Origin of the sequence: Metabacillus hrfriensis, from assembly GCF_030127205.1 — a bacterium.
GTDB lineage: Bacteria > Bacillota > Bacilli > Bacillales > Bacillaceae > Bacillus_P > Bacillus_P dongyingensis.
Genome location: NZ_CP126116.1, coordinates 385,661 through 410,108, shown reverse-complemented (window position 1 = coordinate 410,108; position 24,448 = coordinate 385,661). Strand labels below are relative to the sequence as shown.

Genomic DNA, 24,448 nt, shown 5'->3' with positions numbered 1-24,448 from the left:
TTTTGGTGAAAATAATAAAGGAAGACAATAAGTCGCTATATCTTTAGATTTTGCTATCAAGCTATTAAACTTTTACAGGGGTGATAAACATGCAACAATTACTTCAAGAAATTATTAGCGTAACAAACGATTTTCTTTGGTCAAACTTATTAATTATTATGCTTGTTTCTTTTGGTCTTTATTTCACATTTAAATCGAGATTTTTACAAATTGTCATGTTAAAAGAAATGGTTCGTGTTTTAAAAGAAGGTACATCGGGTTCTAAAGACGGTATTTCACCGTTTCAAGCGTTTTGTATTAGTATGGCAGCTCGTGTTGGGACAGGTAATATTACGGGTATTGCGATTGCAATTGCATTAGGTGGACCAGGGGCGATATTCTGGATGTGGATTATTGCGATAATTGGTTCAGCGTCTAGCTTTATTGAAAGTACGTTAGCACAGGTTTATAAAGTGAAAGATAAAGATGGTTTCCGCGGCGGTCCCGCGTATTATATGGAAAAAGGCTTAAATAAACGTTGGATGGGTGCTATATTTGCCATATTAATTACCCTGTCTTTCGGTCTTGTATTTAATGCTGTGCAATCAAACACGATTACAATTGCATTTGAAAACTCCTTTGGCACAGACCGCTTAACATTAGGAATAATCATAACAATTGTTTTGGCTGCCATTATTTTTGGCGGTGTTAAGCGTATTGCAAAAATGTCCGAGTACATTGTTATTATTCTAGCAGTGGTATACATTGGGGTAGCTTTATTCATCGTTCTTACTAACATTACGCAAATTCCAGTAGTACTTTCTCTTATCGTTAAAAATGCCTTTGGTATTGAACAAGCTGTAGGCGGCTCACTTGGTGCTGTAATAATCAATGGCGTTAAACGTGGATTATTCTCAAATGAAGCAGGTATGGGCAGTGCACCAAATGCTGCGGCAACTGCAGTAACAAGTCACCCGGTAAAGCAAGGACTTATTCAGGCCTTTGGTGTATTAACAGATACTTTGGTAATTTGTACGAGTACAGCATTTATTATTTTATTATCCTCTTCTTATAAACAACCAGGACTAAGTGGTATTGAGCTTACACAAGCTGCTCTAAGCACGCACATTGGTTCTTGGGCATCAGGCTTCCTCGCCTTTATGATTTTATTATTTGCTTTTAGTACGTTAATTGGTAATTATTACTACGGAGAAACTAATATCGAATTTTTAACCAAAAGTAAATCATTGTTAATGCTTTATAAAATAAGTGTTTTAGCCATGGTTGTATTCGGTTCAGTTGCAAAGGTTCAGCTTGTATGGGATTTGGCTGATTTATTTATGGGCTTCATGGTTATCGTAAACTTAATTGCCATTCTTTTATTATCAAAAGTGGCCTTTGCTGCATTAAATGATTACATAAACCAGAAAAAGGATGGTAAAAATCCTGTATTTTATAAAGATACTATTAAGAATCATGAAAACATTGAATGTTGGGAGCACTCTCAAGCTATTTCATCCTTAAATAAAGAAAATGCCATGTAACGACAAAAAGATGTTCAGACACATTATGGTCTGGACATCTTTAGATTGTTTCTGTTACAAGGCTCGCCATCTAAATTAACACTAAAATTTGAAAAGGAAGATCTGTTAAATCGACTGTAGATGCTTCCAGATTTTTATGAGTTAACTAAACAATAATCATTAAAGTAAATTACTTCAGTAAGTATTTTATAACCTTGAATTCTTTCAAAAGCTTCTTTGGCTTCTTTTTTATTGTCAAATTCATACATTTTGATATTGTTCTTTAAATGGGCAGTGATTATCCACACGAGAAAAATTCCTCCAATTAAGCATTCTTTAGCCTTTTCCATAGATTGATTGAGAATTTTGCATTTTAAAGCCGAAAATACCTTCCCTCATAGAATCCTAAAATTAAAGTAGCAGGATAGTAAAGATGTAGTATGACCCCTTTTCTTTTCACCTACTTTCTCCGAATTAGATTTAGCTTTAATTTATAATATGAACTACAAAATCATACGGAAAAATACAAAACACGTTGAAATTCCCCAAAAAAACCCCTTTATGAATCGTTGTTATATCGCAGAATTCTAGTTAATAGGATTATCGTTAATGTTCCGATTACATAATGATTTAGATTGCTTTATCAATTCTTTGATACAGCAGCCATCATTCTCCTCCTGAAAAACTATATAAATTAATAAAGTAAAATTAGTTGATGACCCGGAACTTGACGTTAAGGTTGTATATTTTAGCTGATCTATAGGGTGAATCTAGATATAGAAAATCAAAATCATATCAAAGAGCTTAATCCGAAATATTTTACTATTTTTTGTTATATTTCTTTAAAAATAAAGTAAAGAAATACAGGAGCGAAAGACCGTGAACAATGAAGAATTTGTCACTATTTATAAAACAAAAACATTTTTTCATTGTAATTTTGGAGATATTGAATTTTTCCAATATAAAAGTCTCATTACATTTAGCTTATTTTTTGAAAGATACATATTGGCCTCTTAACAATTCTTTATAAATCATTAATAAAAGCTATCTATAATAAATGTCGAATTTATAGTTTTTTTAAGAGAGGGGAAAATAAGGATGTCGGAAAGACAAATTGATGAATTGATTAAGAAGTTGAATTTGGATAGTTTAGAGAAGAAAGAGTTTAATCGTCGCAATTTTCTACAGGGAGCAGGTAAAATTGCTGGTCTATCTTTAGGATTAACCATCGCCGGTTCAATGGGTTTAGGAGAATCAAAAGTTAGTGCCGCACCAAAGTTTCAAAGCTATCCCTTTACACTCGGTGTTGCTTCTGGTGACCCTCTTTCCGATAGTGTTGTTTTATGGACACGATTAGCTCCTGATCCGCTTAATGGGGGTGGGATGCCAAATCAGTCTGTTCCAGTCAAATGGGAAATGGCAAAAGATGAGGATTTTCATAAAATTGTAAAACAAGGAAGAGTCATTGCTAGACCAGAATTAGCTCATTCTGTTCATGTAGAAGTGGATGGACTTAAACCGGACAAAATTTACTATTACCGTTTTATATCTGGTCATGAACTAAGCCCTGTTGGAAAAACGAAGACACTTCCAGCAGCTGGTGCCGATGTTGCCCGCATGACATTTGCTTTTGCTTCCTGCCAGCAATATGAGCATGGCTACTATACAGCATATGAACATATGGCTAAAGAAGATTTAGACCTTGTATTCCATTTAGGAGATTATATTTATGAGTACGGTCCAAATGAATATGTATCAGGAACAGGAAATGTTCGTACTCACAGCGGTCCGGAGATTATCACGCTTGAAGATTACCGAAATCGTCATGCCCAGTACCGTTCAGATGCGAATCTTAAAGCTGCTCATGCTGCTTTTCCTTGGGTTGTTACATGGGATGACCATGAAGTCGAAAATAACTACGCAAATATTATTCCTGAGAAGGGCCAATCTGTTGAAGCATTTATTAAACGCCGCGCAGCTGCATATCAAGCCTATTACGAGCACATGCCTCTTCGTATATCATCGTTGCCAAACGGTGCCGATATGCAGCTCTATCGTGATTTTACGTTCGGTAATTTAGCATCTTTTAATGTACTGGATACACGTCAATATCGTGATGATCAGGCAAATGATGACGGAAACAAAGCACCATCGCCAGAATCTATGAATCCTGCTCGCACGCTCCTTGGAAAAGACCAGGAAGATTGGCTGCTGCGAAATCTTGGCAATTCGAAGTCTCACTGGAATGTGCTTGCACAACAGATTTTCTTTGCCAAATGGAATTTCGGGACTAGTTCTGCACCAATATACAGTATGGATTCCTGGGACGGCTATCCGGCTGCACGCCAGCGCATCATAGATTACGTCAGCAGCAAGAATATGAACAATCTAATAGTAATTACGGGTGATGTTCATGCAAGCTGGGCATCCAACCTATTGGAAGATTTCAATAATCCAAACGCCAAGAAAATTGGTGCAGAATTTGTAGGCACCTCCATCACCTCAGGTGGGAACGGGTCCGATGAAAGAGCAGATACAGATCATATTTTAGGGGAAAACCCCCATATTAAATTCTTTAATAATTATCGCGGATATGTCCGCTGTACAGTCACACCGGATAGATGGCAAGCTGATTACAGAGTAATTCCATTTGTGACAGAACCGGGTGCCGCCATTTCAACAAGAGCTTCATTTGTTTATAAAAAAGATGGCCTGGGCTTGAATAAAGTAGAGGCAAATCAAGTTCCACAAGGAGTTAAAGTTTCCAATGAAGTGGAGGAAGACCGCAACCGTGCCCATAGCCGTGCACATGAAAAACAAACGGACAAAAAACACGACAAAGTGATGAATTAATTCACTTCACCTTATAAAATCATTCATTTATTAGGAGTGTGTATATGTTATCAAACATTGGAATTCCAGGGTTAATTCTGGTTCTAGTTATCGCTTTGATTATTTTTGGCCCTTCAAAGCTTCCGGAAATTGGACGAGCTTTTGGACGCACCTTAACAGAATTCAAGAGTGCTACAAAAGGATTATTGTCAGAGGAAAAGAAAGAAAAAGAGGAATTAATATCTGTTGAAAAAAAACAAAATAAATCAGTCGTTTGAAAAGATAGGCGGGGCAACCCGTCTATTTTTCTCACTAATATATGTTATACAAACACAAAGGACATTAGGTTATTGTGGTGCTGTTACGCTTTGTTTGGAAGTCTTATTCAATTAAATAGCCATATACATAAATGATAGAGCTCTATTCTTACTTCAAAAAGCCTAATGGAATAAGAGTGAGCTTTTATAAACTGAATTAGTTGAATCATTTTTTCATTCATAACCTGTCATTATAATTTGTTAGGGTCAAATAAAGGTACACGAAACAATTGCAGTAAGAAATCATCAAAGGTGTCTGCTAGTGTGATATACTCCCATGCAGCAGTATTGAATGCTGAAGCCAAAAAGTTTTCCCCCAATATATATTACAGCTCATTAAAATAATTCTTCTATTCTAAATCCCCAACAACAGGAAGCATATCCTTGGTGTAGGCTCACGTGTTTTTAGGTTTCATCGTTTGGCAAAAGTTCCATTTATGTGGTAGTATTAATGCGAATATTTGTTCTGTATTTGGCAAGAATAAAAGAATATGGACAGAAAGCAGGTGCAGGATAGCGACTGAGTATTTTTCTGTAGCAGATGATTTCATCACGCCTGAACACAACAAGAAATGAAACGAGAAAGTAATGCACAGCAACTTCAAATGTTCTGAACTTACGATCCTATCATTGTTACTTTTCTGACGTTGATGCAACAATATTTTAATTAGGCATTTTGCAAATGAAAGGAGAAAGAATTTGAAAAATCAAAACGAATCGGCTCAAAACGGAGGAACATTCGGGAGCAGAGAAAATTTTTTGCTGGTCATGATTATGATTCTGGGTGTGTTTGTAGCCATTTTAAATGAAACGCTGCTTAACGTAGCCTTAACAAAAATTATGGATGACTTCGGAATTGAGCCGAGTACCGCGCAATGGCTGACTACTGGTTATCTCCTTGTTATAGGTGTACTTATACCGGTCACCGCTTATTTAATTCAGCGTTTCACGACAAGAAGCTTGTTCCTTGGAGCTATGGGATTGTTTACGGCGGGGACATTTGTAGCGGCTATCGCACCAGGGATAGAAATGCTTTTAATCGGAAGGCTGCTTCAGGCAGCGGGTACAGGGCTGCTCTTTCCTTTACTGACCAATGTGGTATTCTCAATCGTTCCTATTGAAAAAAGGGGTTCGGCAATGGGGACCATTGGAATTGTCATTACGTTTGCTCCCGCGATTGGGCCTACTCTATCAGGGATCATTGTAGAGCATTTCAGCTGGCGGGTTCTCTTTTACGGCGTTCTGCCGATCGCACTGATTGTTATTATCTTTGCATTTATGAAGCTTAAAAACGTGACGGAGACAAGTAATCCGAAGATTGATCCGCTTTCGCTTCTCCTTTCAACCTTAGGATTCGGGGGGATTGTGTACGGATTCAGCAGTTCCGGAGAAGGACAGGGTGGTTGGTCGAGCTATGAAGTTCTCATCCCACTTGCAATCGGCGTTGTTTCTTTAGCCTTGTTTACTTGGAGGCAATTGACGATTTCACAGCCGCTGCTGAATTTACGAACTTTTAAATACAACATTTTCAGGATGTCAACGCTGATTATGATGATTATCATGATGGCGATGTTTTCAGCGATGATGCTGCTGCCGATTTTTCTCCAGAATGCGTTAGGTTACAGTCCGTTGAAGGCAGGTTTGGTCATGCTTCCGGGTGGGATTGTCATGGGGATCATGTCACCCATTACAGGCCGGTTATTTGATAAATTTGGTGCCAAGTGGCTTGCACTTATCGGGTTGGGGCTGATCGCGAATACACTGTGGCAATTTGCCTTTATCACAGTGTCAACCTCCTACAGCACGATTATGATTTTCAATACGCTGTTAATGCTGGGGATTTCAATGGTTATGATGCCGATCATGACCAACGCTTTGAATCAACTGCCGCCTCCGTTATATCCGCACGGTACGGCTATTATCAGTACGCTTCAGCAGGTTGCCGGCGCTGTCGGGACAGCATTGCTTGTCTCTATCATGACCAATGGTTCTGCTCGTTTTATGGAAAATACACTGATTAAGGAAGACGCGGCTACCTTACAAATTCTAGGGATGATTTCTGGAATGAAAAGCGCGTTCCTGTTTGCATTCGGACTAGTTGCCATCGCATGGATCGTTTCATTATTTATCAAACGGGCTGTGCCTGAAGAACAGAGTTTGAAAATGAAGCAAGGTGCTGTGAACTGACAAAGAGGTAACTCATTTCAGACTGGCACATAACCACAATAAGAATGATTGATCTTTCAGTGCAGATTTGAATCAAAGTTGCGATGTTAATAAAAAGGTACGATGTTTTACCCCTCTGGTTATGAGTAGCCGGAGGGGTGTTTTTATATCGGACTTTTAGATTTTAATAGGTAATGTTTATAACTTACTAAAGTTCACGGCTGTAAACCCTCCTCCTACTGCGACATAGCTTCGTTTCTTTCTGAAAATTGGAAAAGAAAAATAATACAATAATGCTAAAAAAGTTCTTAAAAAATGTTGAATAATTTAATCCCAATTTCTCATTTATAACAATGAGAAATTGGGATTTTTAATGCTCTAATACCCTTAACGTTGTAAATACACGATTATCTATCCTTAGGAGTAAAAAGTCTTTAAAAATTTTACATTGAAGACATGTAAACAACGTAATCGTATTGACAGCAAGCCTGGCATCATCGAATTCTAACCTATTATTTAGCATTGGAGGATTTCCTGGCAGGTGTATTGTTAATAATATAGTAGCTTAAAATTAAAATGAGGATAACGAAAGCATGTAATAATGTATTGAATGGGTCATCATGATCAACAATAATTAAACGGATCATTGCTGTAATGCCAATGTAGAGAAAGTATCGCATCGGAAAATGGTAGTTTTCGCGGAAATATTTTAAGATCATTGAGATAAATTCAAAATAGAGAAAAAAGACAAGGATCTGTTCGAGGAAATGTTGAAAATTGGGTTTATCAGATGTGACAATGAATTCTAAAAAATGAATGATTTCTTTAGCCATTAAAATACATAAAACCGTCGCAAGTATGATTAATGATGCATTTAAGATAAATTGTAATATTGATGGGATAGCGATACGAAAAGCCGGAAGTTTACTGAACTCAAAAATCGCTTTTTGCGAGGTAATCCTCCATGTCTCCCTCATTCATTGATAACCCCCTTTATCTTCGCAGACACAGTCCTGCACGATTATTCCATTATCACTTTGTAATAAATCGTATTTAATGGCCTAACAGCATCTTTGCTGTCTTTTCCAGAAGCATGAAAAGTCATCGTACAGCTTGTGCGCCTGACATGAACATGCTTACTATACTTTTTGTATTTGACGTTTTGATGTATCCTTACTAATACATTGTCTTCAAATTCGGTCGTTTTCTTACTAAGATTACAATTGTTTCACGGGCAGCTGTTGACAAGGAATTTTGTTCCTTCTTGATTGTCAAATTGACTCACCATTACATGAATTTATTATATAGTATCACCTCAAATGGAATTCCGGTTAAAAAAAGGAACATTATCTAACACAAAAAATATAAAATGGAAGAAAATATAACATTTTTTGTTCTAGGATCAAGAGCAATAAATATGAATTTTAAACGCTGATTAATTAAACATTGTTCACAAAAGTTTTCAAAATGTTCACCCTTATGATCTTTGGATTTTTTATTCCCTGGCCAAACAACCAGGGGTGGGCCCATTTTAAACGATACTTAGACACAAAGAAAAGGGCCGTTCAAAATGAATGGCCTTTTTCTTTTATAGATATGAGTCATGGTCGGCGCATTATCAATCGTTCGTTTTAGAACACCCATCAAAGACCCTATGGATATTGTTTATATTTTCTGGGCGATTGTTGCCGGTATTTTATGCGGTGCAGGCTTCATTCCGCTCGCCATTATCGGTTCTATTTTAATCGGGTTAGTCTTGATCATATTTATTAATCGCATTACCGTTGAAAATCCTTATTTATTAGTCGTCCGCTACAATGAAACATCCATTGAAAACTCTCTTGAACATGTTATTTCCGGACATGCAAAAAAAAACATTCCCTTAAATCAAAATCGGTTATGCCCGGTAATGATTTTGAAGTGACCTACGAAATCCGCGTCAAAGAGAATGACATGAGCTTTATTAATAATATTTCAAGTATGGAAGGCGTTAAATCGGCGATTATGTTAAGTTATGACGGCAATTTTACGGCTTAATCAAAGAGACCATTGGTGTAATAAACAAGGCGAGCGTAGTTAATCCTATGCTCGCCTTGTTTAACTATTTATTTAGCAGCTAATAAAAAGCCGCGGTTTCATATTCAAGTATACATTGATAAAAACGAGAAACTGTGTTAAATTATGATAGAAACACTTTTTTGTAGATTATAATATATAATTATCCTTATTTTAATCTTACACTAAAAATTGTCTTCAGTCAATCCCTATTTTCATTTTTTGAAGGAGTGCTTGTATGAATAATGAACTTCGGCAGGAGCAAGAACGATTGGATAACGTGGTCGAGACGATCACGGAGCAAATCGGCAAGCTGGAAGACGAAACTGGCCGGCGTCGAAAAGAAGTAGTCCATATTCAAAAACACTTTTGGGATGAAGTCAAGGTTAACACAGATACTTTTGACGATTATCTCGAGACGATCATCGGCTTAAGACAGCAGGCTCAAGCCCTGACCGTAAGCCAAAGCACCCACAGGCATGCCTCCAACCGGCAATCTGTCCTGCAGCGTATGCATAAAGCGCCTTATTTTGGACGTATCGATTTCACTGAAGAAGGAACTCAGACAGCAGAAAAAATCTATATCGGCATTTCAACGCTAACGGATACAAGCGGAGAGAACTTCCTGATTTATGACTGGCGGGCGCCGGTCTCGAGTGTCTACTACGATTATCCGCCCGGTCCGGCTGAATACACTACACCCGGAGGCGTCATTCAAGGCAAGCTGGAGAAAAAGTGGCAATATATCATCCGCGCGGGCGTAGTTGAATCAATGTTCGATACCAGTCTCACCATTGGAGACGAGATTTTACAGCAGGTTCTGGGCAAAGGAACAGATAAACATATGCACAGCATAGTGGCCACCATTCAACAGGAGCAAAACCGGATCATTCGGCATGTCAGCGGCCGGCTGCTCATAGTGCAAGGCGCCGCCGGCAGCGGAAAGACATCGGCTGCCATGCAGCGGATCGCTTACTTGCTCTACAAGTATCGAGATAGGCTGAAGGCCGATCAAATCATTCTATTTTCGCCTAACTCGATGTTTAACAGCTACGTATCCAATGTCTTGCCTGAACTCGGAGAAGAGAATATGCAGCAGGTTACCTTCCAAGAATACTTGTACCATCGGCTGAGCAACGCATTTCAAGTCGAGGATCCTTATGAGCAATTGGAATATGTGCTGACTGCAACGGAAGATCCTTCCCACCGTACTAGGACCGAGAGCATCCGCTTCAAGGCATCGGCCCTTTTTTTTGAGACAATCAAAACATACAGTCAGTCTCTGGAATTATCCGGTATGATCTTCAAAGGAATTAAATTCAGAGGAAAACCACTAGTCTCCGCCAAACAAATCGCGGAAAGGTTTTATAGCAGCGACACCTCTCTCCGCTTTCACAACAGGATTGAGAAGTTGACAGAATGGCTAAACGAGCGAATAGATGAAATGGAAAAATCCGAGCTGACCAAGTCGTGGGTACAGGAAGAAATCGAATTGCTCAGCAAAGATGAGTATCAAAAGGCTTATACCTACTTACAGAAAAAACATGGCTATAAGGAAGACATGCTTGACGATTACGAGAAAGAAATCCAAGTGCTAGGGAGAATGATCGTCCGCAAGAAATTGAAGCCACTCCGGAAATGGGTTCGAACGCTTCGTTTCGTCAACTTTACGGAAATCTACAAGCAGCTTTTTTCCAATCCAGCGCGGATCAAATTGTGGATGGCCGGGAAAACACCTGAGGAGTGGGAGGATATTTGTCTGTTGACAATGAATATGATGGACGAAGGCAAGCTGTTTTACGAAGATGCTACTCCGTTTTTACTTTTGAAAGAGCAGATTCAAGGGTTTCAGACAAACACCTCAATCAAGCACGTGCTTATAGACGAAGCACAAGATTATTCTCCGTTTCAATTTGAGTTTTTGAAACGTTTATTTCCTTCGGCAAAGATGACCGTGCTCGGAGATTTCAACCAGGCTATATTCGTCCATGCCAGCGAAATGGCCGATTTTCACACCCTCACCGGCTTATACGGACCGGATGAAACAGATGCGATAATCTTGAGCCGCAGCTACAGGTCCACAAAACCGATTACCGAATTTACACGCGGACTCGTGCCTGACGGAGAACGGATTACCGCTTTTGAACGTGACGGCGAGAAGCCTGTGCTGACGCAATTGTCCGATCGTGCCGAACTGCACCGCCGCATCGCGTCTACAGTCGCAGACTTTCGGCAGCGTGGGTATAATACGATCGCGATTATATGCAAATCCGCTGCGGAAAGCACCTATGCATACGAGGCATTGGGCAGCGTCGAAGAAATCAAGCTGGTGAAGAGCAGCTCGATTGAGTATGAGCAAGGCGTTGTTGTCATACCGGCGTATTTAGCCAAAGGCATAGAATTCGACGCTGTCATCATTTATGACGCATCTGCGCAAGTATACGGCGATGAGAGCCTGCGCAGATTGTTCTACACCGCCTGCACCCGGGCTTTGCATCACTTGCAGCTATACAGTGCAGGCGAACCAAGTCCCTTTTTGCAAAATGTTCCGCCGGAGAGTTTCATTCTGAGCTTGACTTAAAGGACTGGCAGGGGATCTTCACTTTAATGGACCCCAAACTGATATGAATATAAAAAAAACAGTTTTCAGGGCTTTCATGATCGTATACGGGCAGGTGAAATCAATTTAACTAATGGTCGTTACTTTTGTCTACTAGTATCTTTAAAAGCTGATAAAAGAAAGGCAGATATTCTGCCTTTCTTCATTTTTTATGCAGCTCAATCCATTTCTTAACCAAACGTTTCGGTGCCGCACGTAAATAGGCTTCTTGAATTAGATCGGTCAATTCATCCCAGTCTTCCCCAACCGGATTTAGAATAGATACCCAGCCGTGATGTCCTATATATGGGGTTTTGAAAAAATGCTCCTTCTGCAGCAATAACTCTTGAGTTTCCAGATCTGACTTGAACGACATGCTGAATCCTTTTTCGCTTTCACCTGATATCACGAATGATTTTCCATTAATTTTAAACGTATTGTGGCCGAAACCGTCAATTATTTCAACAGCTTCGGGCAGTGCAAGACAGATATTGCGCAAATTTTCAAGCATGCCTGCCGTGTCTTGTGATTTCATGTTTTTTATTCACCTAAATTCTATTTTGCATTCGCATCGGGCTGATGAATTGCGAATGTATTGCCTTCGGTATCAATATAGTATCCTTGCCACGCCATTCCAGGCAGTGCAAATTTGGGTAATGCGACCGTGCCGCCATTCTCAATAATTTTAGCTTCTGTTACATCGTAATTTTCCACTCCCATCGTACAAGCAAATCCATTTAAAGGCTGGTTTGTTTCCGGCGCTGCACTACTATGCCTCTGCATCAGTGCACCATCGATTCCAGGTTCATTCTCATTGCCAGTCACTGCTCCAAAGTAAGGCATTCCTGCATACTCACTCCAATCTTGAAATGACCATCCGAATACCTCTCCATAAAACTTCTTTGCCCGTTCCATGTCACTCACATGAATTTCAAAATGAACTAATCTTCCCATGAGTACCTCCCATATCCCGCAATAATTTATGATAATTTTCATAATACTTCTTTATAGAAAATCAATCTCTTACCCAAGTTCAATGATTTATCCCATTTTCTTACAGAAGTCTTGCGTTTTTTATTTATGGCTCCTGTGATTCGTAACACATAAGTGTCGTTCATATCGTCAAAAAGACAAAAACACCTGTTGTCTAAAGGGCAATCAAGTGCTTAATATTGTTGCCTTTTTTTTCACAATTTTCTCTTTCCGTAATTTCCCAATATTATTTTATCATGAAATCAACCTTTGAATCCTACATTTAATCTCAATGAAAAAAAGCAGGAACCTTTTAATGGTTTCTGCTTCATAATTTAAAACGAGCTTTGTCACACATTCCACATTCCTTGAGTGTTTGTAGCAACACTGGCGATTTGCTGGTGAGTTTATTTATCTTCCTGTTCAATAAAATTGTTTTCCGTTTCACTGTACTGCGCTACCTTAATATTCTCCTTTGATGACAAAAAACGAGCCCCGGATGGTTCCAGCGAGTTTAGACTTCTGTCTGGCAAACTTAAACTTGCCTTCTAACTCCTTTGGTATCTCCATTCCCTCAGAAAGCTTAAAACCCACTGCCCGCTTCTTCTGATCATCAACCGTATACATGACGTTGACCGCGAGACCATCCTCATAAAAGACGTAGGCAAATTTAATATTTGCCACTTGAAACCTGGACGTTTCCAATGGTTTGGCCGCAAATTCGATATCACGTTCCTCCTTTAAAATCCGGTTCACATAATCGAGCGTCTCCTGGCTTTCGCTCGCTGGTACAACCGCAAATTCGTGTTTGTATTTGTTCATAAAGTAACGGGATTCATTTGCACGTAAACCAGCAAGAGCTTCAGCTGCAGATGAAGATTCTAAACCAGCTGCTGACACGTTTTTATAATCAACTATACAGGACATTGCATTTCCTCCTTTTCTTATTTTCTGACTACAGGAATCCACATTTCACCATAAATCATGCCGTTTCGATGCTCAATCTCAACACTTGCATTTGGTCCGCCAACATAGGCAACATCCTTTGCTTCTGGAAAGACTTGACCAAAGGCAACAGCAGCAAGCTTGTTATTCAAATCATCAGCTGTCTTTCCTTCCCCTTTAACCACTACGTATTCCCCTTTAGGAAATTGGATTACTCTCGCTTCTTCTGGTGCCGGTTCCTCTGTCATGACACCAGCATAATGCATCATCTTGTTATTTACCGCTTCGTTCACAGCAAAAACGAAGTCATTGGAAGCCATGGATTTTAAAGCATCCAGTCTTCCATCTTGGCTGACAGCTTGCCAAAAATCGGACTTTTCTTTGTTTATGCCTGCATAGTCTGTGTAATCGCTCTTAAGCTCAGTTCCAAGACCGATCACGGTAAAGCCTTCTTTTTCTTCCAGCGTATAAATCGCCATTAACAATACCTCTTTTCTACATTTTTTCAATGATTTGTATTATTCTCTTTCTAGGTATATCATAGTCTTAAATCATGTCAAATAATGATACTGTTTAGGAGCTCTCATGAAAAAAGTTGAACGGATTAATATCATCATGCGGTATATCAATAACCGCGCAAGCTTTACCATTTCTGAAATTATGCGGGAGTTTAACATCTCCCGTTCGACAGCCATTAGAGATATTAGAGAAATTGAGGCCATGGGGATGCCGCTTGTGGCAGAGGTTGGAAGGGATGGGGGTTATTTTGTCATGCACAACTCCGTCCTTCCGGATGTTCGTTTTACCAACAATGAGGTCAAAGCACTGTTTATTGCCTTTATGGCCACAAGAAACCAGCAGCTTCCCTACCTGAAGAGCCGTCAGTCTTTAGCTGAAAAATTACTTGGCCTCATTTCCGAAAACCAGCAGGATGACCTTGTTCTTCTAAATCAAATCCTGCTTTTTGAAGGGACCAATCCCCATAACCCCGACCTGCTTGATCTTTCTGACCTCCCACACCCCATGTTAGAAACACTCATCCAAACCCTTCTTACAGACAGCTATCTATTCATTACCATTAAAGAAGAGAAGGAAACAATGTCATATCCAATTTATCTCCTGCACCTTTATCGTGAAAAAAGCGCATGGTTGATTGAAGGCTTTGACTTAAAAGAAGAAAAAAAGAAGATCATTCCTGTCGACCATCTCACCGATGTCAAACCCTACCCGGCAAGAAAAAGAGTCAGCAAGACAAAGATCTTAGAAAAATTAAGAAAACAGGAACAAGCACACAACCTTGTCCTTGAGCTAGGCCCAGAAGCGATCGCCCAGTTCAAAAAATATCATCCTTTAAATATTTCAATTTCCTATACAAATCCATACCAAACCACAGCTATTCTAAAGACTTTTATCAATGTGAACAAGACCGAAGAACTGATCGAAATAACCAGTTGGCTGCTTTTTCTAGGTCCAGATGTTAAGGTCATGGAGATGCCAGAAGAAGTCTTGGAAGGTTTACAAGAAAGATTACTCTTGTACCGCTCATAGGAAGTGCTTCAGGCTAAGGGTGTTGTCACAGACATCAGATCAATGTAAAAGAGGACGGCACCCCGGTTATTCATTACCGATTTGCCGTCCCCGCATTTGAACAGGAGCAGGTTTCTTATTAGGAACCTATTTATTCGTTTAAAACTAACTGTGCCACACACTCCACATGTGTGGTGTGTATGTGACAACACATGTGATGCTGAATAAAATAAGTACACATGAGTTGATGTAATTCATAAATTCACTCTAACTTTTTGAGAATAACATCATTTCACTGTCCCCGTCCCATCAATATTCTTTTTCAAAGTTATCAAGCAATGCACGCACTTCATCTGTTGATTTCGTGTTCATCAATTGATTTCGTAATTCAGCAGCACCAGGGAATCCTTTGACATAAATTTTGAAAAAGCGATGAAGACCTGTGATTGAACGCGGCACTGCTTCCGCATATTGATCTTGCAGATCAAGCTGCAGTCTTAAAAGATCAAGGTATTCTTTACTGCTATGCTCTTTTGGCTCTTTTTCAAAAGCAAAAGGATTTTTAAAAATCCCTCGACCGATCATAACGCCATCAATACCATATTGTTCAGCAAGCTGCAGCCCGGTTTGACGGTCAGGAATGTCTCCATTGATTGTTAGCAGCGTATTTGGCGCAATACGGTCACGTAATTTTTTGATTTCCGGAATTAGCTCCCAATGCGCATCTACTTGGCTCATTTCCTTTCTTGTACGTAAATGAATAGAAAGGTTCGCAATATCCTGTTTTAAAATATGCGTTAGCCACTCCTCCCACTCATTTACATCATTATTGCCAAGCCGTGTTTTCACGCTGACAGGCAGTCCGCCCGCTTTTGCTGCTTGAATAAGTTCTGCCGCAACGTCTGGACGCAGAATAAGGCCACTACCTTTCCCTCTCGATGCCACATTCGGTACAGGGCAGCCCATATTAATATCGATGCCTTTAAATCCTAGCTCTGCCATACCAATACTCATTTGACGGAAATATTCGGGATTATCCCCCCAAATATGTGCCACCATTGGCTGTTCATCTTCTGTAAACATCAAACGGCCACGCACACTTTTCATGCCCTCCGGATGACAATAGCTATCCGAGTTTGTAAACTCTGTGAAAAATACATCCGGTCGACCGGCTTCACTTACTACGTGACGAAAAACAACATCTGTCACATCTTCCATTGGTGCAAGTACAAAAAATGGCCGTGGCAAATCACGCCAAAAATTATCTATCATTTCAAACTCAATCCTCTCACTATAGATACAACTTCAAACTCTCGGTCAAAAAATATAAAGCCAAATGTTCCACTTCTTTTACACTTATATCATGCTTAATAACTTATTATCAAACACAAGTACATTTGGACATTTATAATTTGTGAAAAACTATTGTGAAAATCGGCAATGTTTATTTTAACGAAAATCGGTCCTGAATGGTATTTTTATAAACAAAAAAGCAGATGGTATAGATTTTTTCTATATCAACTGCTTTTCTATTATACCAACTCCAAACACGCGACCGCTTCACAATGCGTCGTATTAGGTATTTATGAAACCCTAGTTATTACACTTTATTTAATTGATTTAAGTGCGTAAATCCAAGTTCCTTCATACTTTAAGGTTAAATGAATTTACTTTAGAAACTTAAGTGTGTGGTCATCGTGTGATCATGTGGTCAATTTGTTATCACTTTAAAATAAATATTTATTCACATTATCCTATATCAACATTTCCGGCAATCAAATAATGGTAAATCAGCAGCAAACCTATAAAAGCAGTTCCCAAGCTTAGAAAGATAGAAAGCGTCTGTATAGATACAGGCATGCTCCCAATTTGAATAATCTCCATATTGTCTCACCTCTGTATCCATTACACACAATAAAGATTAAGAATTGATAAAGACAGCAGATTTATTATTACCTGTTAAAAAAATCCGCCTAAAATGAAGGCGGATTTTCTCTTTTTTTATCCTAAAATATCTAGCCAAATCTTTATTGACGTTGCAATAATAAGTGCTGCTAAGATAAATTGAAGGATTTTTGTATTTATTTTTTTACCGAATTGAGCTCCAAGCGGAGACGCGATCAAGCTTGCTACTACCATTATTACAGCTGGCCATAATAATACTTGCCCAGTCGTAATCTTACCAACGGTCGCACCGATAGAAGAAATAAAAGTAATAGCAAGGGATGTTGCAATCGTCATTCGTGTTGGTATCTTAAGAACAACCAGCATGATCGGTACAAGAATAAACGCTCCAGCTGCACCTACGATACCTGCTGCTACACCTACAATAAATGCTAGTGCCGCTGCAAGCCATTTATTAAACTTAACTTGATCTAACGGAATGTCATCGATGCCCTTCTTAGGAATAAGCATCATCACAGCAGCTAAAGTAGCCAATACTGCGTACACAATATTGATTTGGCCCTCTGTCATACCCTGTGACCCGTATCCGCCGATAAAACTTCCTAAAAGAATGGCAGTACCCATATAGATGATTAGCGTCTTGTTCAAATAACCACCTTTACGATAAGCCCATACTCCGCCTATTGTAGCAAAGAATACTTGAACAGCACTTATACCTGAAACCTCATGAGCTGTGTATGCTGTGAAGCCTAGCATCGCTGGAATATATAGAAGCATTGGATACTTGATGATCGATCCGCCGATTCCTACCATTCCGGATATAAAAGAACCTATAAAGCCAATAAGAAAAATCGTTATAATGAATCCTATTTCCATGACTTCACCTCCCCATGACTGTTTTTAATTAGATAAATAAGTTGATCTTAGACTCATCTGCATCGGCAAGATATGAAGCTACACCTGCATAGTCTAAACCATCAATAAGTTCATCTTTCGTAATACCCATAACATCCATTGACATTGTACAAGCAACCATCTTAACATCTAGGTCTTGAGCCATTTCAATTAATTCTTTAAGTGTTACGATGTTTTTCTTTTTCATCGTATACTTCATCATCTTTCCGCCTAGACCGCCATAGTTCATTTTAGAAATACCAAGCTTCTCTGGTCCTCTTGGCATCATTTTTGCAAACATTTTATCCATGAATGTTTTCTTCACATTTACGTACTCTTCTTTTCTTAAGATGTTTAATCCCCAGAATGTAAAGAACATCGTGACTTGTTTCCCCATAGCAGCTGCACCTGTTGCGATAATAAAACTTGCCATCGCTTTATCAAGGTCACCGCTGAATACGACCATAGTTGATTTATCTTGTGTTTGTTGTTCCATTATTAAATCTCCTCCTCATAATTAACCCCTAGATTTACATGTCATAAGGAGGCATGTGAACATACCCCCCTCATGTTTTAGTAACCTTTTTGAATCCAGAACTTGAATATGCCGTCTTCTTCTTTATGGTCTAACAGTTCATGACCAGATGATTTTGACCATGCTGATAAGTCATTTACTGCACCTTTATCAGTTGCAAGTACTTCTAAGATGTCTCCGCTGGCAAGAGCATCCATTGCTTTTTTTGTTTTTACGATTGGCATTGGGCAAGATAACCCTTTTGTGTCTAAAGTTTGTTTTACGTTCATTTGAAAAACCTCCTGGTAATTTTAGTTTAAGTTTTGTTTTATTTACTCAGTGATTGCACAGCGGTTTGGACCAATTTCCATCTCGCGCTGTTCGTCAGATGTTGGATCAATTTTCCCCATGTTTGTCTGACGGATTTCTTGATATGCATTAGGCTGCGGCGGTAAGTTTTCCGTTACAGCTCTGCGGAATTCATCATCGCTTTCGATTTTTAACCCTTCGTTCATTTCAAACAGCTCGCCTAGTAGAGCTTGAACAGCACCTTTTTCATCAAGTTCGCTGATTTTACCAAAGTGAGCTGGCAATACTAATAGATCTTTTGAAAGATTGTTGTATTTGTTGTATAAAGAATCACGCAGATCGCTTACCCAGTCCTCAGCTTTACCAGCAAGGTCTGGACGTCCGATTGAATCAACAAACAGAATATCTCCAGAAAGCAAATATTGTCCGTCTACGATCATAGAAGTACTTCCGATCGTATGACCTGGAGTATAAAGCGGCTGAATTTCAATCTTTGTATTACCGATTGTAATGTCTTTGCCTTCTTCTAATGCTTCATAAGAGAACGTTACTTCTTCAGCATCTTTTGAAGGCAGCCAGTACGTTGCGTTAGTTTTTTCCGCAAGACGGCGTCCGCCCGAAATGTGGTCAGCATGAAGGTGAGTATCAATCATGTGCTTAATTTCAATATTGTTTTCTTTAGCAAAATCTTCATAAGCTTCAATTGTACGAGCAGAATCGATGATTGCTGCTTCTCCGTTTGATTCAACAAGGTAAGAAAGGCATCCTTTACCGATACGGTTGAATTGATAGATAGAGCCGCCATCCTTTAAGTCGCCGATCTTCACAGGCATCAAGTATTCGCTCCAAGCTTTCATACCGCCTTCAAGGTAATAAACATCTTTAATTCCTGCTTCATCAAGCATCTCCGCTACCATTACAGAAGAACCTTCTTTAGCACAAACAACCAACACTTCTTCTTTTGGAAGTTGTTCTAATACGTCCTCTACACCATCAATTAGATCGAAATACGGACGGTTGATCGACTCAATACCTTTACCTTCGATTTTCCAGTCTTGAAAATCACTTTCATTACGAACATCTAGAATAAACATTTTGCCTTCAACAACACGTTTTGCTACTTCTTTAGCTGTTAATCCTTTAACCATTTTACTAAATACCTCCCCAGGTATAATTTATTCTAAAAAATTATTATTAAAAAGTTAATGTCATGTTTGCATCTTTTGCGAAATCTAAGAACATCATCGCTCCGCCAACGTCAATTCCATCGATAAAGTCTTCTTTTTTCATGTTCATAACGTCCATCGTCATTTGACATGCGATGATTTTAACGCCCATTTCTACAGCCATTTCAACCAGTTCCGGAATTGAAGGAACATTTGCTGCTTTAAATCCTTCAGCAATATTTTCTTTTCCTGCTGGAAGCGGCAAGTTTTTATAGCCTTCTTTATGAATTAAGTTCAAGCCCTCAAATGTGAAGAAAATCGTTACTTCGTAATCTGCAGATGTTGCAGCTGTTGCGATGTTGAATACCTTGTATGCGTCAAAAGCACTTCCGTTACTTGCGATAATTGCAGTTTTGTTAGCCATTATTGGTTTCCTGCTTCAGTTGTTCCAATCCATTCTGACATTCCAGGCAATACATTTTTTACACGCTCAAAACCTTTTTCAGATAAGATTTGTGCAGCCATTTCACTTCTTGAGCCAGTACGGCAAATCACATGGATTACTTTGTTTTTATCAAGTGTGTCTAATTTGCTTTCAAGTTCTCCCAAAGGAATAGATACTGCCCCAGGTATATGTTTGAACTCATATTCTGCGGGTTCTCTCACATCAAGCAGAATCATATCGTCTTTATTCTCAGCCAAAGCTTTTTCTAATTCATCGTTTTGAATCGTATGCTCAAACTTTGCTGCTTCTTTTCCTTCACCAGGGTTTGCTTTTCTTAAATAGTGTTTAAGAACATCTCCCTCTTCCTTTGTACCTAGATATTGGTTTCCTGTGTTTCTAGCCCATCCTTGAATATCAGCCAATGAACCTTTATCTGTTGCCTGAACTTCAATGACTTGACCCGCTTCAAGCTGATCCATTGCTTTTTTCGTGCGTACAATCGGCATTGGACAAGAAAGTCCTTTACAGTCTAAAACTTGATCTACTTTAATACTCATTTGTTAAAACCTCCGTATTGTCTTTATTTAATTTCACCATTCCAGTTATGCATGCCACCGGTCATGTTAATGACCTTGAAGTTGTTGGCAGCTAAAACGCTGCACGCTTTTTCACTACGTTTACCAGAGCGGCAAACCATGATATATTCTGTTGATTGATCTAATTCATTCATATGGTAAGGAACTTCCCCTAGCGGGATATGTTTCGCAGTAGGTGTCATACCTTGAGCTACTTCATCGTTTTCACGAACATCAATTAGGTTTAATTGAATTCCGTCTTTAATTAAACGTTCAACTTCTTGTGGTTCAATAGTTTTAAAAGACACAGTTTATTACCCCCTCTCTTACAAAACTCATGATACGAAATACTTATACCCGTATAGGTATATTAAAATCTAAAAAAATTTAGCACACTGCAATTTTACTTCTTACTCTAAGTTCCTTCATAAAAAATATTTGATTTAAATCTATAATGGCATCTTTCATATGGTTCTATGAATGACTTGCTTAAGTGCCCCCATCCAGGGCAACACCCAGCCAAAACCAGCAATGAAAATTCTCACATTATATGGAGCAACAGATTTTTCTTGAATGTACTTGATCGCTTTTTCCGTAATATCCAAAACTGTCACCTCCACCCTCATTATACCCGTAGGGGTATATTAAATGATAAAAGAAAATCTGTCAACAGACGATGCTTATGACAGATATTAGCGGCTTTTTACAAGAAGCTGAACGGCTTCTTTTACAAGATCGGAGTTCATTTTTTCTCCGTTTTCCATTTGATCACGCAAGCATTGTTCAAGGTTCGTGCCGACAATTAATCCAATCGTACGATCAATAGCGGTTCGTGAGGCAGAAAGCTGGGTGATAACGGCTTTACAATCTTGCTCCTCTTCTAACATGCGCAAGACACCACGAATTTGGCCTTCAATTCTTCTTAAACGATTTTTCATTTCTTGTGTATATTCCAAACCAGCACCTCCTTGCAATAATACCTATATGGGTATATTACTTAACCTTGTCCATTATGTCAAATTTATTTATATAACCAAATACTTCATGATCTATTACTAATTTATCTTTTTATCATTTGAAATAGTTTCTACATCTACATCGGATTGATTCCTGAATTTAAAACTTAGATTTTTAAGCTATATAATTTAAAAGTTAAGGCAGATGCCCCTCAGAATTTTAGGATAAGGTAAAGAGTAACATATCGTTCATATTGCTCCATAATTATTTTATAAAAGTTAAATACAAGCTCATAAATCAGTAATTTACATATGGTATTGATAACTACTGTTTTAGGAGTGAATTATGTGTACTACTTTAATAATTTTCCGTATATGAATCACTGCCTTAATTATTATAACTATGATATGGATTTCACTCATTTATCAAATAGAAATTCACTTAACAAATATCCAACAAAGTTTACAACTAATAATATTGCATTGAATAGTTTAAATAGGATCAGAACTAGCTTTTCAAAAGAGGAAGCAGCAGCAATAGCTTTACTTTTAGGTATTGACTTTATTAAAAGTAAGTTTGATTTAGATGAGTTTTGGATGGGAGTAAATACTGAACTTGAACACGGTAAACTATCCAGCCAAACTAATGTTACTGGGGATGACCCTCTAATTACCGGAAAAATTGCATTGGCTCATCTTAACGAATTTCCTGATTATTATAAAAGGTTAAAAGTTCTTGAGAAGGAAGCAAAAGCATATTGGAACAAATGATTACCCCATTAGAAATGTGTATCGTGCATTATTAATGACATCAATACAATAGGGGTTGAATGTGAAGAATTACAATTAAACAAACGGGTAGCTTTACTTCAATAAGAGGTAAAGCGTTTTTCTTATTCAACTATAGTGGCAGTTAGTTGAAGATTAGTATTTAACTTGTGTTCAACAATTGGGACATATTATGGAATAGGTAATGAGTAATCAATTGGAAATATCATAAGAATAATTATAGATAACCTTCAAAGGAAGGTTATCCATATGAATTCCATCGAAAACACAAAGGGTATATTTTTTGCAAAAATGACCTAATTTCGGGATAAGCCTCTTTCGAATGCATTCAAATGATTCATTGATGCATTTCTTAACTGTGTAAATACAGTTCTTACATCCGTTGGAAGATTTAAAGAAAGAAATTTATTATACATACTTATATTCTCTTTCTCACCTTGTACTCCAGAAGCAAAAGCGTTTTTTATTGTTTCTGGGGTAGTAACAAACATTCTTGAAATGTCTTCAGGCTTAAGTACTTGATATCGTTCAAAAAGAGGAAGTAAAGCACTAATATGCCTTAATTCAGCTTCTTGGATTTGGGCAAATGTACGTAAATATCCAAAGTTTAAAAGAATATTATTATATCTAGCTTGAGCAAGAAATTCGTCTTGTAAAGCATAGTTTAACATCTGAGGTAAAGTTAATGTTGGGGCATTTAAAGCACCTTTGGCTCCATAGTCATTAGCATTTTGTCTTACCAATGATTTATGATAAGGGGCTTGATTATGGAAGAAAAAATTTTTTACATACATTGATTGTATTTCCACCTCCTAAATTCTTTTCCTTTCCTGCTGCTGAACAGATGTTATGGTTGTGGAGCTCTAAACTCCAAATTATTCTCTTAATAGTGTATAAAAAAGGAATCAAAATGTACCTTGGATACACAAAGATGTCATTCAGAAGTAAAAACACAATGGATGTAAGAACTTTAAAATAGGTTAAAATCGATAAAGAAGATGTTTCTTTAATTTAAAGATACATTCGGTCAAGTACACTCCTCTCTTACAGTACATAGGATAATTTGTAAATAATAATTAATTAATGTGAAGGGATTGAGGAAAATGTACTGTGCAGCCTATCTGTATCCATATCCTTATTATGTGAATGTACCAATGCATACTTACAGGAACCCTACAGATTATTGGGCTGATCCTAATAAGACATTTGGTTCGTATCGGTCATCTTATGGTCATAATAGGATTATGGTAAAAGATTATGGAGCAAACCCATTTGTTATAAATATCAATGAAGCCACCAAGCAAAACAATACGTATCGTACAGCAATATGGACCGGTAATCATTTGCAAGTTACACTAATGAGTCTCAATATTGGTGAAGATATTGGTTTGGAAATGCATCCTAACGTTGATCAATTCTTAAGAGTTGAACAAGGTCAGGGAATTGTACAAATGGGCAAAGGTAGAGATAATTTAAGTTTTCAAAGGAGAATTTTTGATGACTCTGCCATTATTATCCCGGCTGGAATGTGGCACAATGTCACAAATACAGGAAATGTCCCTTTAAAACTATACTCGATATATGCCCCACCAAACCATCCATTTGGTACTGTTCATAGGACTAAAGCAGATGCAATGGCTGCAGAAGAAGGCTATAGTAACGGAAATGGAAATACAGTAGTTTTTGGAAGGACTCCAGATGAATGGATAAGATATACGGAATTTTTGGTAAAAGAAGGCTTGGAAGACGTTAAAAGAGGAATTAATATGACACACATTCTTCAAGAATTTATTCTAATGGGAGTTCTTGTTGGAAAAGGATATTTTCCTGAAAAAGCATATGAAACAGTAGAAGAATGGGAACGTACAGGAGAATCCAAACTTCTACAGCAAAGCAAAAAAATGTAGAGCATTCAGATTTCACCAATCGGTTGCTATTCTTTTATAATAATTTTTTGTAACTGGAGCAACACATTTAAGG

General features: G+C 38.2%; 26 protein-coding genes. 9 read left to right on the top strand and 17 right to left on the bottom strand.

Features of this window, described 5'->3' with window-relative positions; translation table 11 throughout:
- Window positions 1-89 precede the first annotated feature (89 nt).
- The 4 genes from QLQ22_RS02130 to QLQ22_RS02115 all read left to right on the top strand — a co-directional run bounded on the left by QLQ22_RS02130 (window position 90) and on the right by QLQ22_RS02115 (window position 6,838).
- Complete coding sequence (locus QLQ22_RS02130; protein WP_284015914.1) at window positions 90-1,523, top strand: alanine/glycine:cation symporter family protein; 1,434 nt, start codon at window positions 90-92, stop codon at window positions 1,521-1,523.
- Between the two features lie 1,077 nt (window positions 1,524-2,600).
- Window positions 2,601-4,355 carry an alkaline phosphatase D family protein gene (locus QLQ22_RS02125; RefSeq protein WP_284015913.1) on the top strand — a complete coding sequence of 585 codons (1,755 nt, stop codon included), beginning with the start codon at window positions 2,601-2,603 and terminating at the stop codon, window positions 4,353-4,355.
- 44 nt (window positions 4,356-4,399) lie between these two features.
- Window positions 4,400-4,612, top strand: a complete 213-nt coding sequence (locus tag QLQ22_RS02120; protein WP_223439175.1) for a twin-arginine translocase TatA/TatE family subunit — start codon at window positions 4,400-4,402, stop codon at window positions 4,610-4,612.
- 807 nt (window positions 4,613-5,419) lie between these two features.
- Complete coding sequence (locus QLQ22_RS02115; protein WP_420828852.1) at window positions 5,420-6,838, top strand: DHA2 family efflux MFS transporter permease subunit; 1,419 nt, start codon at window positions 5,420-5,422, stop codon at window positions 6,836-6,838.
- Window positions 6,839-7,329: 491 nt separating this feature from the next.
- Here QLQ22_RS02115 and psiE read toward each other — a convergent pair whose 3' ends face one another.
- Complete coding sequence (psiE, locus tag QLQ22_RS02110; protein WP_223439169.1) at window positions 7,330-7,794, bottom strand: phosphate-starvation-inducible protein PsiE; 465 nt, start codon at window positions 7,792-7,794, stop codon at window positions 7,330-7,332.
- Window positions 7,795-8,420: 626 nt separating this feature from the next.
- Between psiE and QLQ22_RS02105 the strand changes: the two genes are divergently transcribed.
- Together QLQ22_RS02105 and helD are read left to right on the top strand one after the other, a co-directional pair.
- A complete protein-coding gene (locus QLQ22_RS02105) occupies window positions 8,421-8,741 on the top strand; it encodes a DUF4956 domain-containing protein (RefSeq protein WP_349654968.1) in 321 nt (106 codons plus the stop codon).
- A 369-nt stretch (window positions 8,742-9,110) separates the two neighbouring features.
- Window positions 9,111-11,453, top strand: coding sequence for an RNA polymerase recycling motor HelD (helD, locus tag QLQ22_RS02100; RefSeq protein ID WP_284015912.1), 2,343 nt, complete (start codon window positions 9,111-9,113; stop codon window positions 11,451-11,453).
- 181 nt (window positions 11,454-11,634) lie between these two features.
- Here helD and QLQ22_RS02095 read toward each other — a convergent pair whose 3' ends face one another.
- From QLQ22_RS02095 to QLQ22_RS02080, 4 genes are all read right to left on the bottom strand, one after another.
- On the bottom strand, window positions 11,635-12,006 hold the full coding sequence (locus tag QLQ22_RS02095; protein ID WP_284015910.1) for an MmcQ/YjbR family DNA-binding protein: 372 nt from the start codon (window positions 12,004-12,006) through the stop codon (window positions 11,635-11,637).
- Between the two features lie 20 nt (window positions 12,007-12,026).
- Window positions 12,027-12,425, bottom strand: a complete 399-nt coding sequence (locus QLQ22_RS02090; protein WP_284015909.1) for a VOC family protein — start codon at window positions 12,423-12,425, stop codon at window positions 12,027-12,029.
- Window positions 12,426-12,905: 480 nt separating this feature from the next.
- Window positions 12,906-13,370: a DUF8821 family protein gene (locus QLQ22_RS02085; RefSeq protein WP_252207944.1), complete on the bottom strand. Its 465-nt coding sequence runs from the start codon at window positions 13,368-13,370 to the stop codon at window positions 12,906-12,908.
- Window positions 13,371-13,387: 17 nt separating this feature from the next.
- Window positions 13,388-13,867: a GyrI-like domain-containing protein gene (locus tag QLQ22_RS02080; RefSeq protein WP_223439145.1), complete on the bottom strand. Its 480-nt coding sequence runs from the start codon at window positions 13,865-13,867 to the stop codon at window positions 13,388-13,390.
- Between the two features lie 106 nt (window positions 13,868-13,973).
- On the opposite strand from QLQ22_RS02080, the gene QLQ22_RS02075 reads away from it, so the two are divergent.
- On the top strand, window positions 13,974-14,936 hold the full coding sequence (locus QLQ22_RS02075) for a helix-turn-helix transcriptional regulator (RefSeq protein WP_223439137.1): 963 nt from the start codon (window positions 13,974-13,976) through the stop codon (window positions 14,934-14,936).
- Between the two features lie 288 nt (window positions 14,937-15,224).
- Here QLQ22_RS02075 and QLQ22_RS02070 read toward each other — a convergent pair whose 3' ends face one another.
- From QLQ22_RS02070 to QLQ22_RS02020, 11 genes are all read right to left on the bottom strand, one after another.
- The gene (locus tag QLQ22_RS02070; protein ID WP_223439135.1) at window positions 15,225-16,187 is read right to left on the bottom strand and encodes a tRNA dihydrouridine synthase; all 963 of its coding nucleotides are present in this window, start codon (window positions 16,185-16,187) and stop codon (window positions 15,225-15,227) included.
- A 477-nt stretch (window positions 16,188-16,664) separates the two neighbouring features.
- Window positions 16,665-16,799 (bottom strand): hypothetical protein, encoded by a 135-nt coding sequence (locus tag QLQ22_RS02065; RefSeq protein ID WP_275976730.1) that lies wholly within the window; start codon window positions 16,797-16,799, stop codon window positions 16,665-16,667.
- Between the two features lie 117 nt (window positions 16,800-16,916).
- The gene (locus tag QLQ22_RS02060) at window positions 16,917-17,696 is read right to left on the bottom strand and encodes a sulfite exporter TauE/SafE family protein (RefSeq protein ID WP_223439133.1); all 780 of its coding nucleotides are present in this window, start codon (window positions 17,694-17,696) and stop codon (window positions 16,917-16,919) included.
- 28 nt (window positions 17,697-17,724) lie between these two features.
- On the bottom strand, window positions 17,725-18,210 hold the full coding sequence (locus tag QLQ22_RS02055) for a DsrE/DsrF/DrsH-like family protein (RefSeq protein WP_077363618.1): 486 nt from the start codon (window positions 18,208-18,210) through the stop codon (window positions 17,725-17,727).
- Window positions 18,211-18,287: 77 nt separating this feature from the next.
- Complete coding sequence (locus QLQ22_RS02050) at window positions 18,288-18,518, bottom strand: sulfurtransferase TusA family protein (RefSeq protein WP_284015908.1); 231 nt, start codon at window positions 18,516-18,518, stop codon at window positions 18,288-18,290.
- 42 nt (window positions 18,519-18,560) lie between these two features.
- Window positions 18,561-19,685, bottom strand: a complete 1,125-nt coding sequence (locus tag QLQ22_RS02045; RefSeq protein WP_223439128.1) for an MBL fold metallo-hydrolase — start codon at window positions 19,683-19,685, stop codon at window positions 18,561-18,563.
- 46 nt (window positions 19,686-19,731) lie between these two features.
- Window positions 19,732-20,127 (bottom strand): DsrE/DsrF/DrsH-like family protein, encoded by a 396-nt coding sequence (locus QLQ22_RS02040; protein ID WP_284015907.1) that lies wholly within the window; start codon window positions 20,125-20,127, stop codon window positions 19,732-19,734.
- Entirely contained in the window at window positions 20,127-20,705 is a 579-nt protein-coding gene (locus tag QLQ22_RS02035; protein WP_284015906.1) for a sulfurtransferase TusA family protein, read from the bottom strand. The genes QLQ22_RS02040 and QLQ22_RS02035 overlap by 1 nt, the downstream gene beginning before the upstream one ends.
- 23 nt (window positions 20,706-20,728) lie before the next feature.
- Window positions 20,729-21,031 carry a rhodanese-like domain-containing protein gene (locus tag QLQ22_RS02030; protein WP_223439124.1) on the bottom strand — a complete coding sequence of 101 codons (303 nt, stop codon included), beginning with the start codon at window positions 21,029-21,031 and terminating at the stop codon, window positions 20,729-20,731.
- 156 nt (window positions 21,032-21,187) lie between these two features.
- Window positions 21,188-21,328 carry a hypothetical protein gene (locus tag QLQ22_RS02025; protein ID WP_223439121.1) on the bottom strand — a complete coding sequence of 47 codons (141 nt, stop codon included), beginning with the start codon at window positions 21,326-21,328 and terminating at the stop codon, window positions 21,188-21,190.
- A gap of 87 nt (window positions 21,329-21,415) precedes the next feature.
- Entirely contained in the window at window positions 21,416-21,679 is a 264-nt protein-coding gene (locus QLQ22_RS02020) for a metal-sensitive transcriptional regulator (RefSeq protein ID WP_252207940.1), read from the bottom strand.
- Between the two features lie 348 nt (window positions 21,680-22,027).
- Between QLQ22_RS02020 and QLQ22_RS02015 the strand changes: the two genes are divergently transcribed.
- On the top strand, window positions 22,028-22,450 hold the full coding sequence (locus QLQ22_RS02015; protein ID WP_284015905.1) for a DUF5661 family protein: 423 nt from the start codon (window positions 22,028-22,030) through the stop codon (window positions 22,448-22,450).
- A 314-nt stretch (window positions 22,451-22,764) separates the two neighbouring features.
- Here the strand turns inward: QLQ22_RS02015 and QLQ22_RS02010 are convergent, their stop codons facing one another.
- Window positions 22,765-23,262, bottom strand: a complete 498-nt coding sequence (locus QLQ22_RS02010) for a hypothetical protein (protein WP_423246222.1) — start codon at window positions 23,260-23,262, stop codon at window positions 22,765-22,767.
- 309 nt (window positions 23,263-23,571) lie between these two features.
- Here QLQ22_RS02010 and QLQ22_RS02005 point away from each other — a divergent pair, with 309 nt between their 5' ends.
- Window positions 23,572-24,375: a cupin domain-containing protein gene (locus QLQ22_RS02005; RefSeq protein ID WP_252207938.1), complete on the top strand. Its 804-nt coding sequence runs from the start codon at window positions 23,572-23,574 to the stop codon at window positions 24,373-24,375.
- Window positions 24,376-24,448: the final 73 nt, after the last annotated feature.

Excerpts from the sequence above, each read along its gene's own strand:
- QLQ22_RS02130 (WP_284015914.1), top strand. The coding sequence starts at position 90 with ATGCAACAATTACTTCAAGAAATTATTAGCGTAACAAACGATTTTCTT.
- QLQ22_RS02125 (WP_284015913.1), top strand. The coding sequence starts at position 2,601 with ATGTCGGAAAGACAAATTGATGAATTGATTAAGAAGTTGAATTTGGAT.
- QLQ22_RS02120 (WP_223439175.1), top strand. The coding sequence starts at position 4,400 with ATGTTATCAAACATTGGAATTCCAGGGTTAATTCTGGTTCTAGTTATC.
- QLQ22_RS02115 (WP_420828852.1), top strand. The coding sequence starts at position 5,420 with ATGATTATGATTCTGGGTGTGTTTGTAGCCATTTTAAATGAAACGCTG.
- psiE (WP_223439169.1), bottom strand. The coding sequence starts at position 7,794 with ATGAGGGAGACATGGAGGATTACCTCGCAAAAAGCGATTTTTGAGTTC.
- QLQ22_RS02105 (WP_349654968.1), top strand. The coding sequence starts at position 8,421 with ATGGTCGGCGCATTATCAATCGTTCGTTTTAGAACACCCATCAAAGAC.
- helD (WP_284015912.1), top strand. The coding sequence starts at position 9,111 with ATGAATAATGAACTTCGGCAGGAGCAAGAACGATTGGATAACGTGGTC.
- QLQ22_RS02095 (WP_284015910.1), bottom strand. The coding sequence starts at position 12,006 with ATGAAATCACAAGACACGGCAGGCATGCTTGAAAATTTGCGCAATATC.
- QLQ22_RS02090 (WP_284015909.1), bottom strand. The coding sequence starts at position 12,425 with ATGGGAAGATTAGTTCATTTTGAAATTCATGTGAGTGACATGGAACGG.
- QLQ22_RS02085 (WP_252207944.1), bottom strand. The coding sequence starts at position 13,370 with ATGTCCTGTATAGTTGATTATAAAAACGTGTCAGCAGCTGGTTTAGAA.
- QLQ22_RS02080 (WP_223439145.1), bottom strand. The coding sequence starts at position 13,867 with ATGGCGATTTATACGCTGGAAGAAAAAGAAGGCTTTACCGTGATCGGT.
- QLQ22_RS02075 (WP_223439137.1), top strand. The coding sequence starts at position 13,974 with ATGAAAAAAGTTGAACGGATTAATATCATCATGCGGTATATCAATAAC.
- QLQ22_RS02070 (WP_223439135.1), bottom strand. The coding sequence starts at position 16,187 with ATGATAGATAATTTTTGGCGTGATTTGCCACGGCCATTTTTTGTACTT.
- QLQ22_RS02065 (WP_275976730.1), bottom strand. The coding sequence starts at position 16,799 with ATGGAGATTATTCAAATTGGGAGCATGCCTGTATCTATACAGACGCTT.
- QLQ22_RS02060 (WP_223439133.1), bottom strand. The coding sequence starts at position 17,696 with ATGGAAATAGGATTCATTATAACGATTTTTCTTATTGGCTTTATAGGT.
- QLQ22_RS02055 (WP_077363618.1), bottom strand. The coding sequence starts at position 18,210 with ATGGAACAACAAACACAAGATAAATCAACTATGGTCGTATTCAGCGGT.
- QLQ22_RS02050 (WP_284015908.1), bottom strand. The coding sequence starts at position 18,518 with ATGAACGTAAAACAAACTTTAGACACAAAAGGGTTATCTTGCCCAATG.
- QLQ22_RS02045 (WP_223439128.1), bottom strand. The coding sequence starts at position 19,685 with ATGGTTAAAGGATTAACAGCTAAAGAAGTAGCAAAACGTGTTGTTGAA.
- QLQ22_RS02040 (WP_284015907.1), bottom strand. The coding sequence starts at position 20,127 with ATGGCTAACAAAACTGCAATTATCGCAAGTAACGGAAGTGCTTTTGAC.
- QLQ22_RS02035 (WP_284015906.1), bottom strand. The coding sequence starts at position 20,705 with ATGAGTATTAAAGTAGATCAAGTTTTAGACTGTAAAGGACTTTCTTGT.
- QLQ22_RS02010 (WP_423246222.1), bottom strand. The coding sequence starts at position 23,262 with ATGTATGTAAAAAATTTTTTCTTCCATAATCAAGCCCCTTATCATAAA.
- QLQ22_RS02005 (WP_252207938.1), top strand. The coding sequence starts at position 23,572 with ATGTACTGTGCAGCCTATCTGTATCCATATCCTTATTATGTGAATGTA.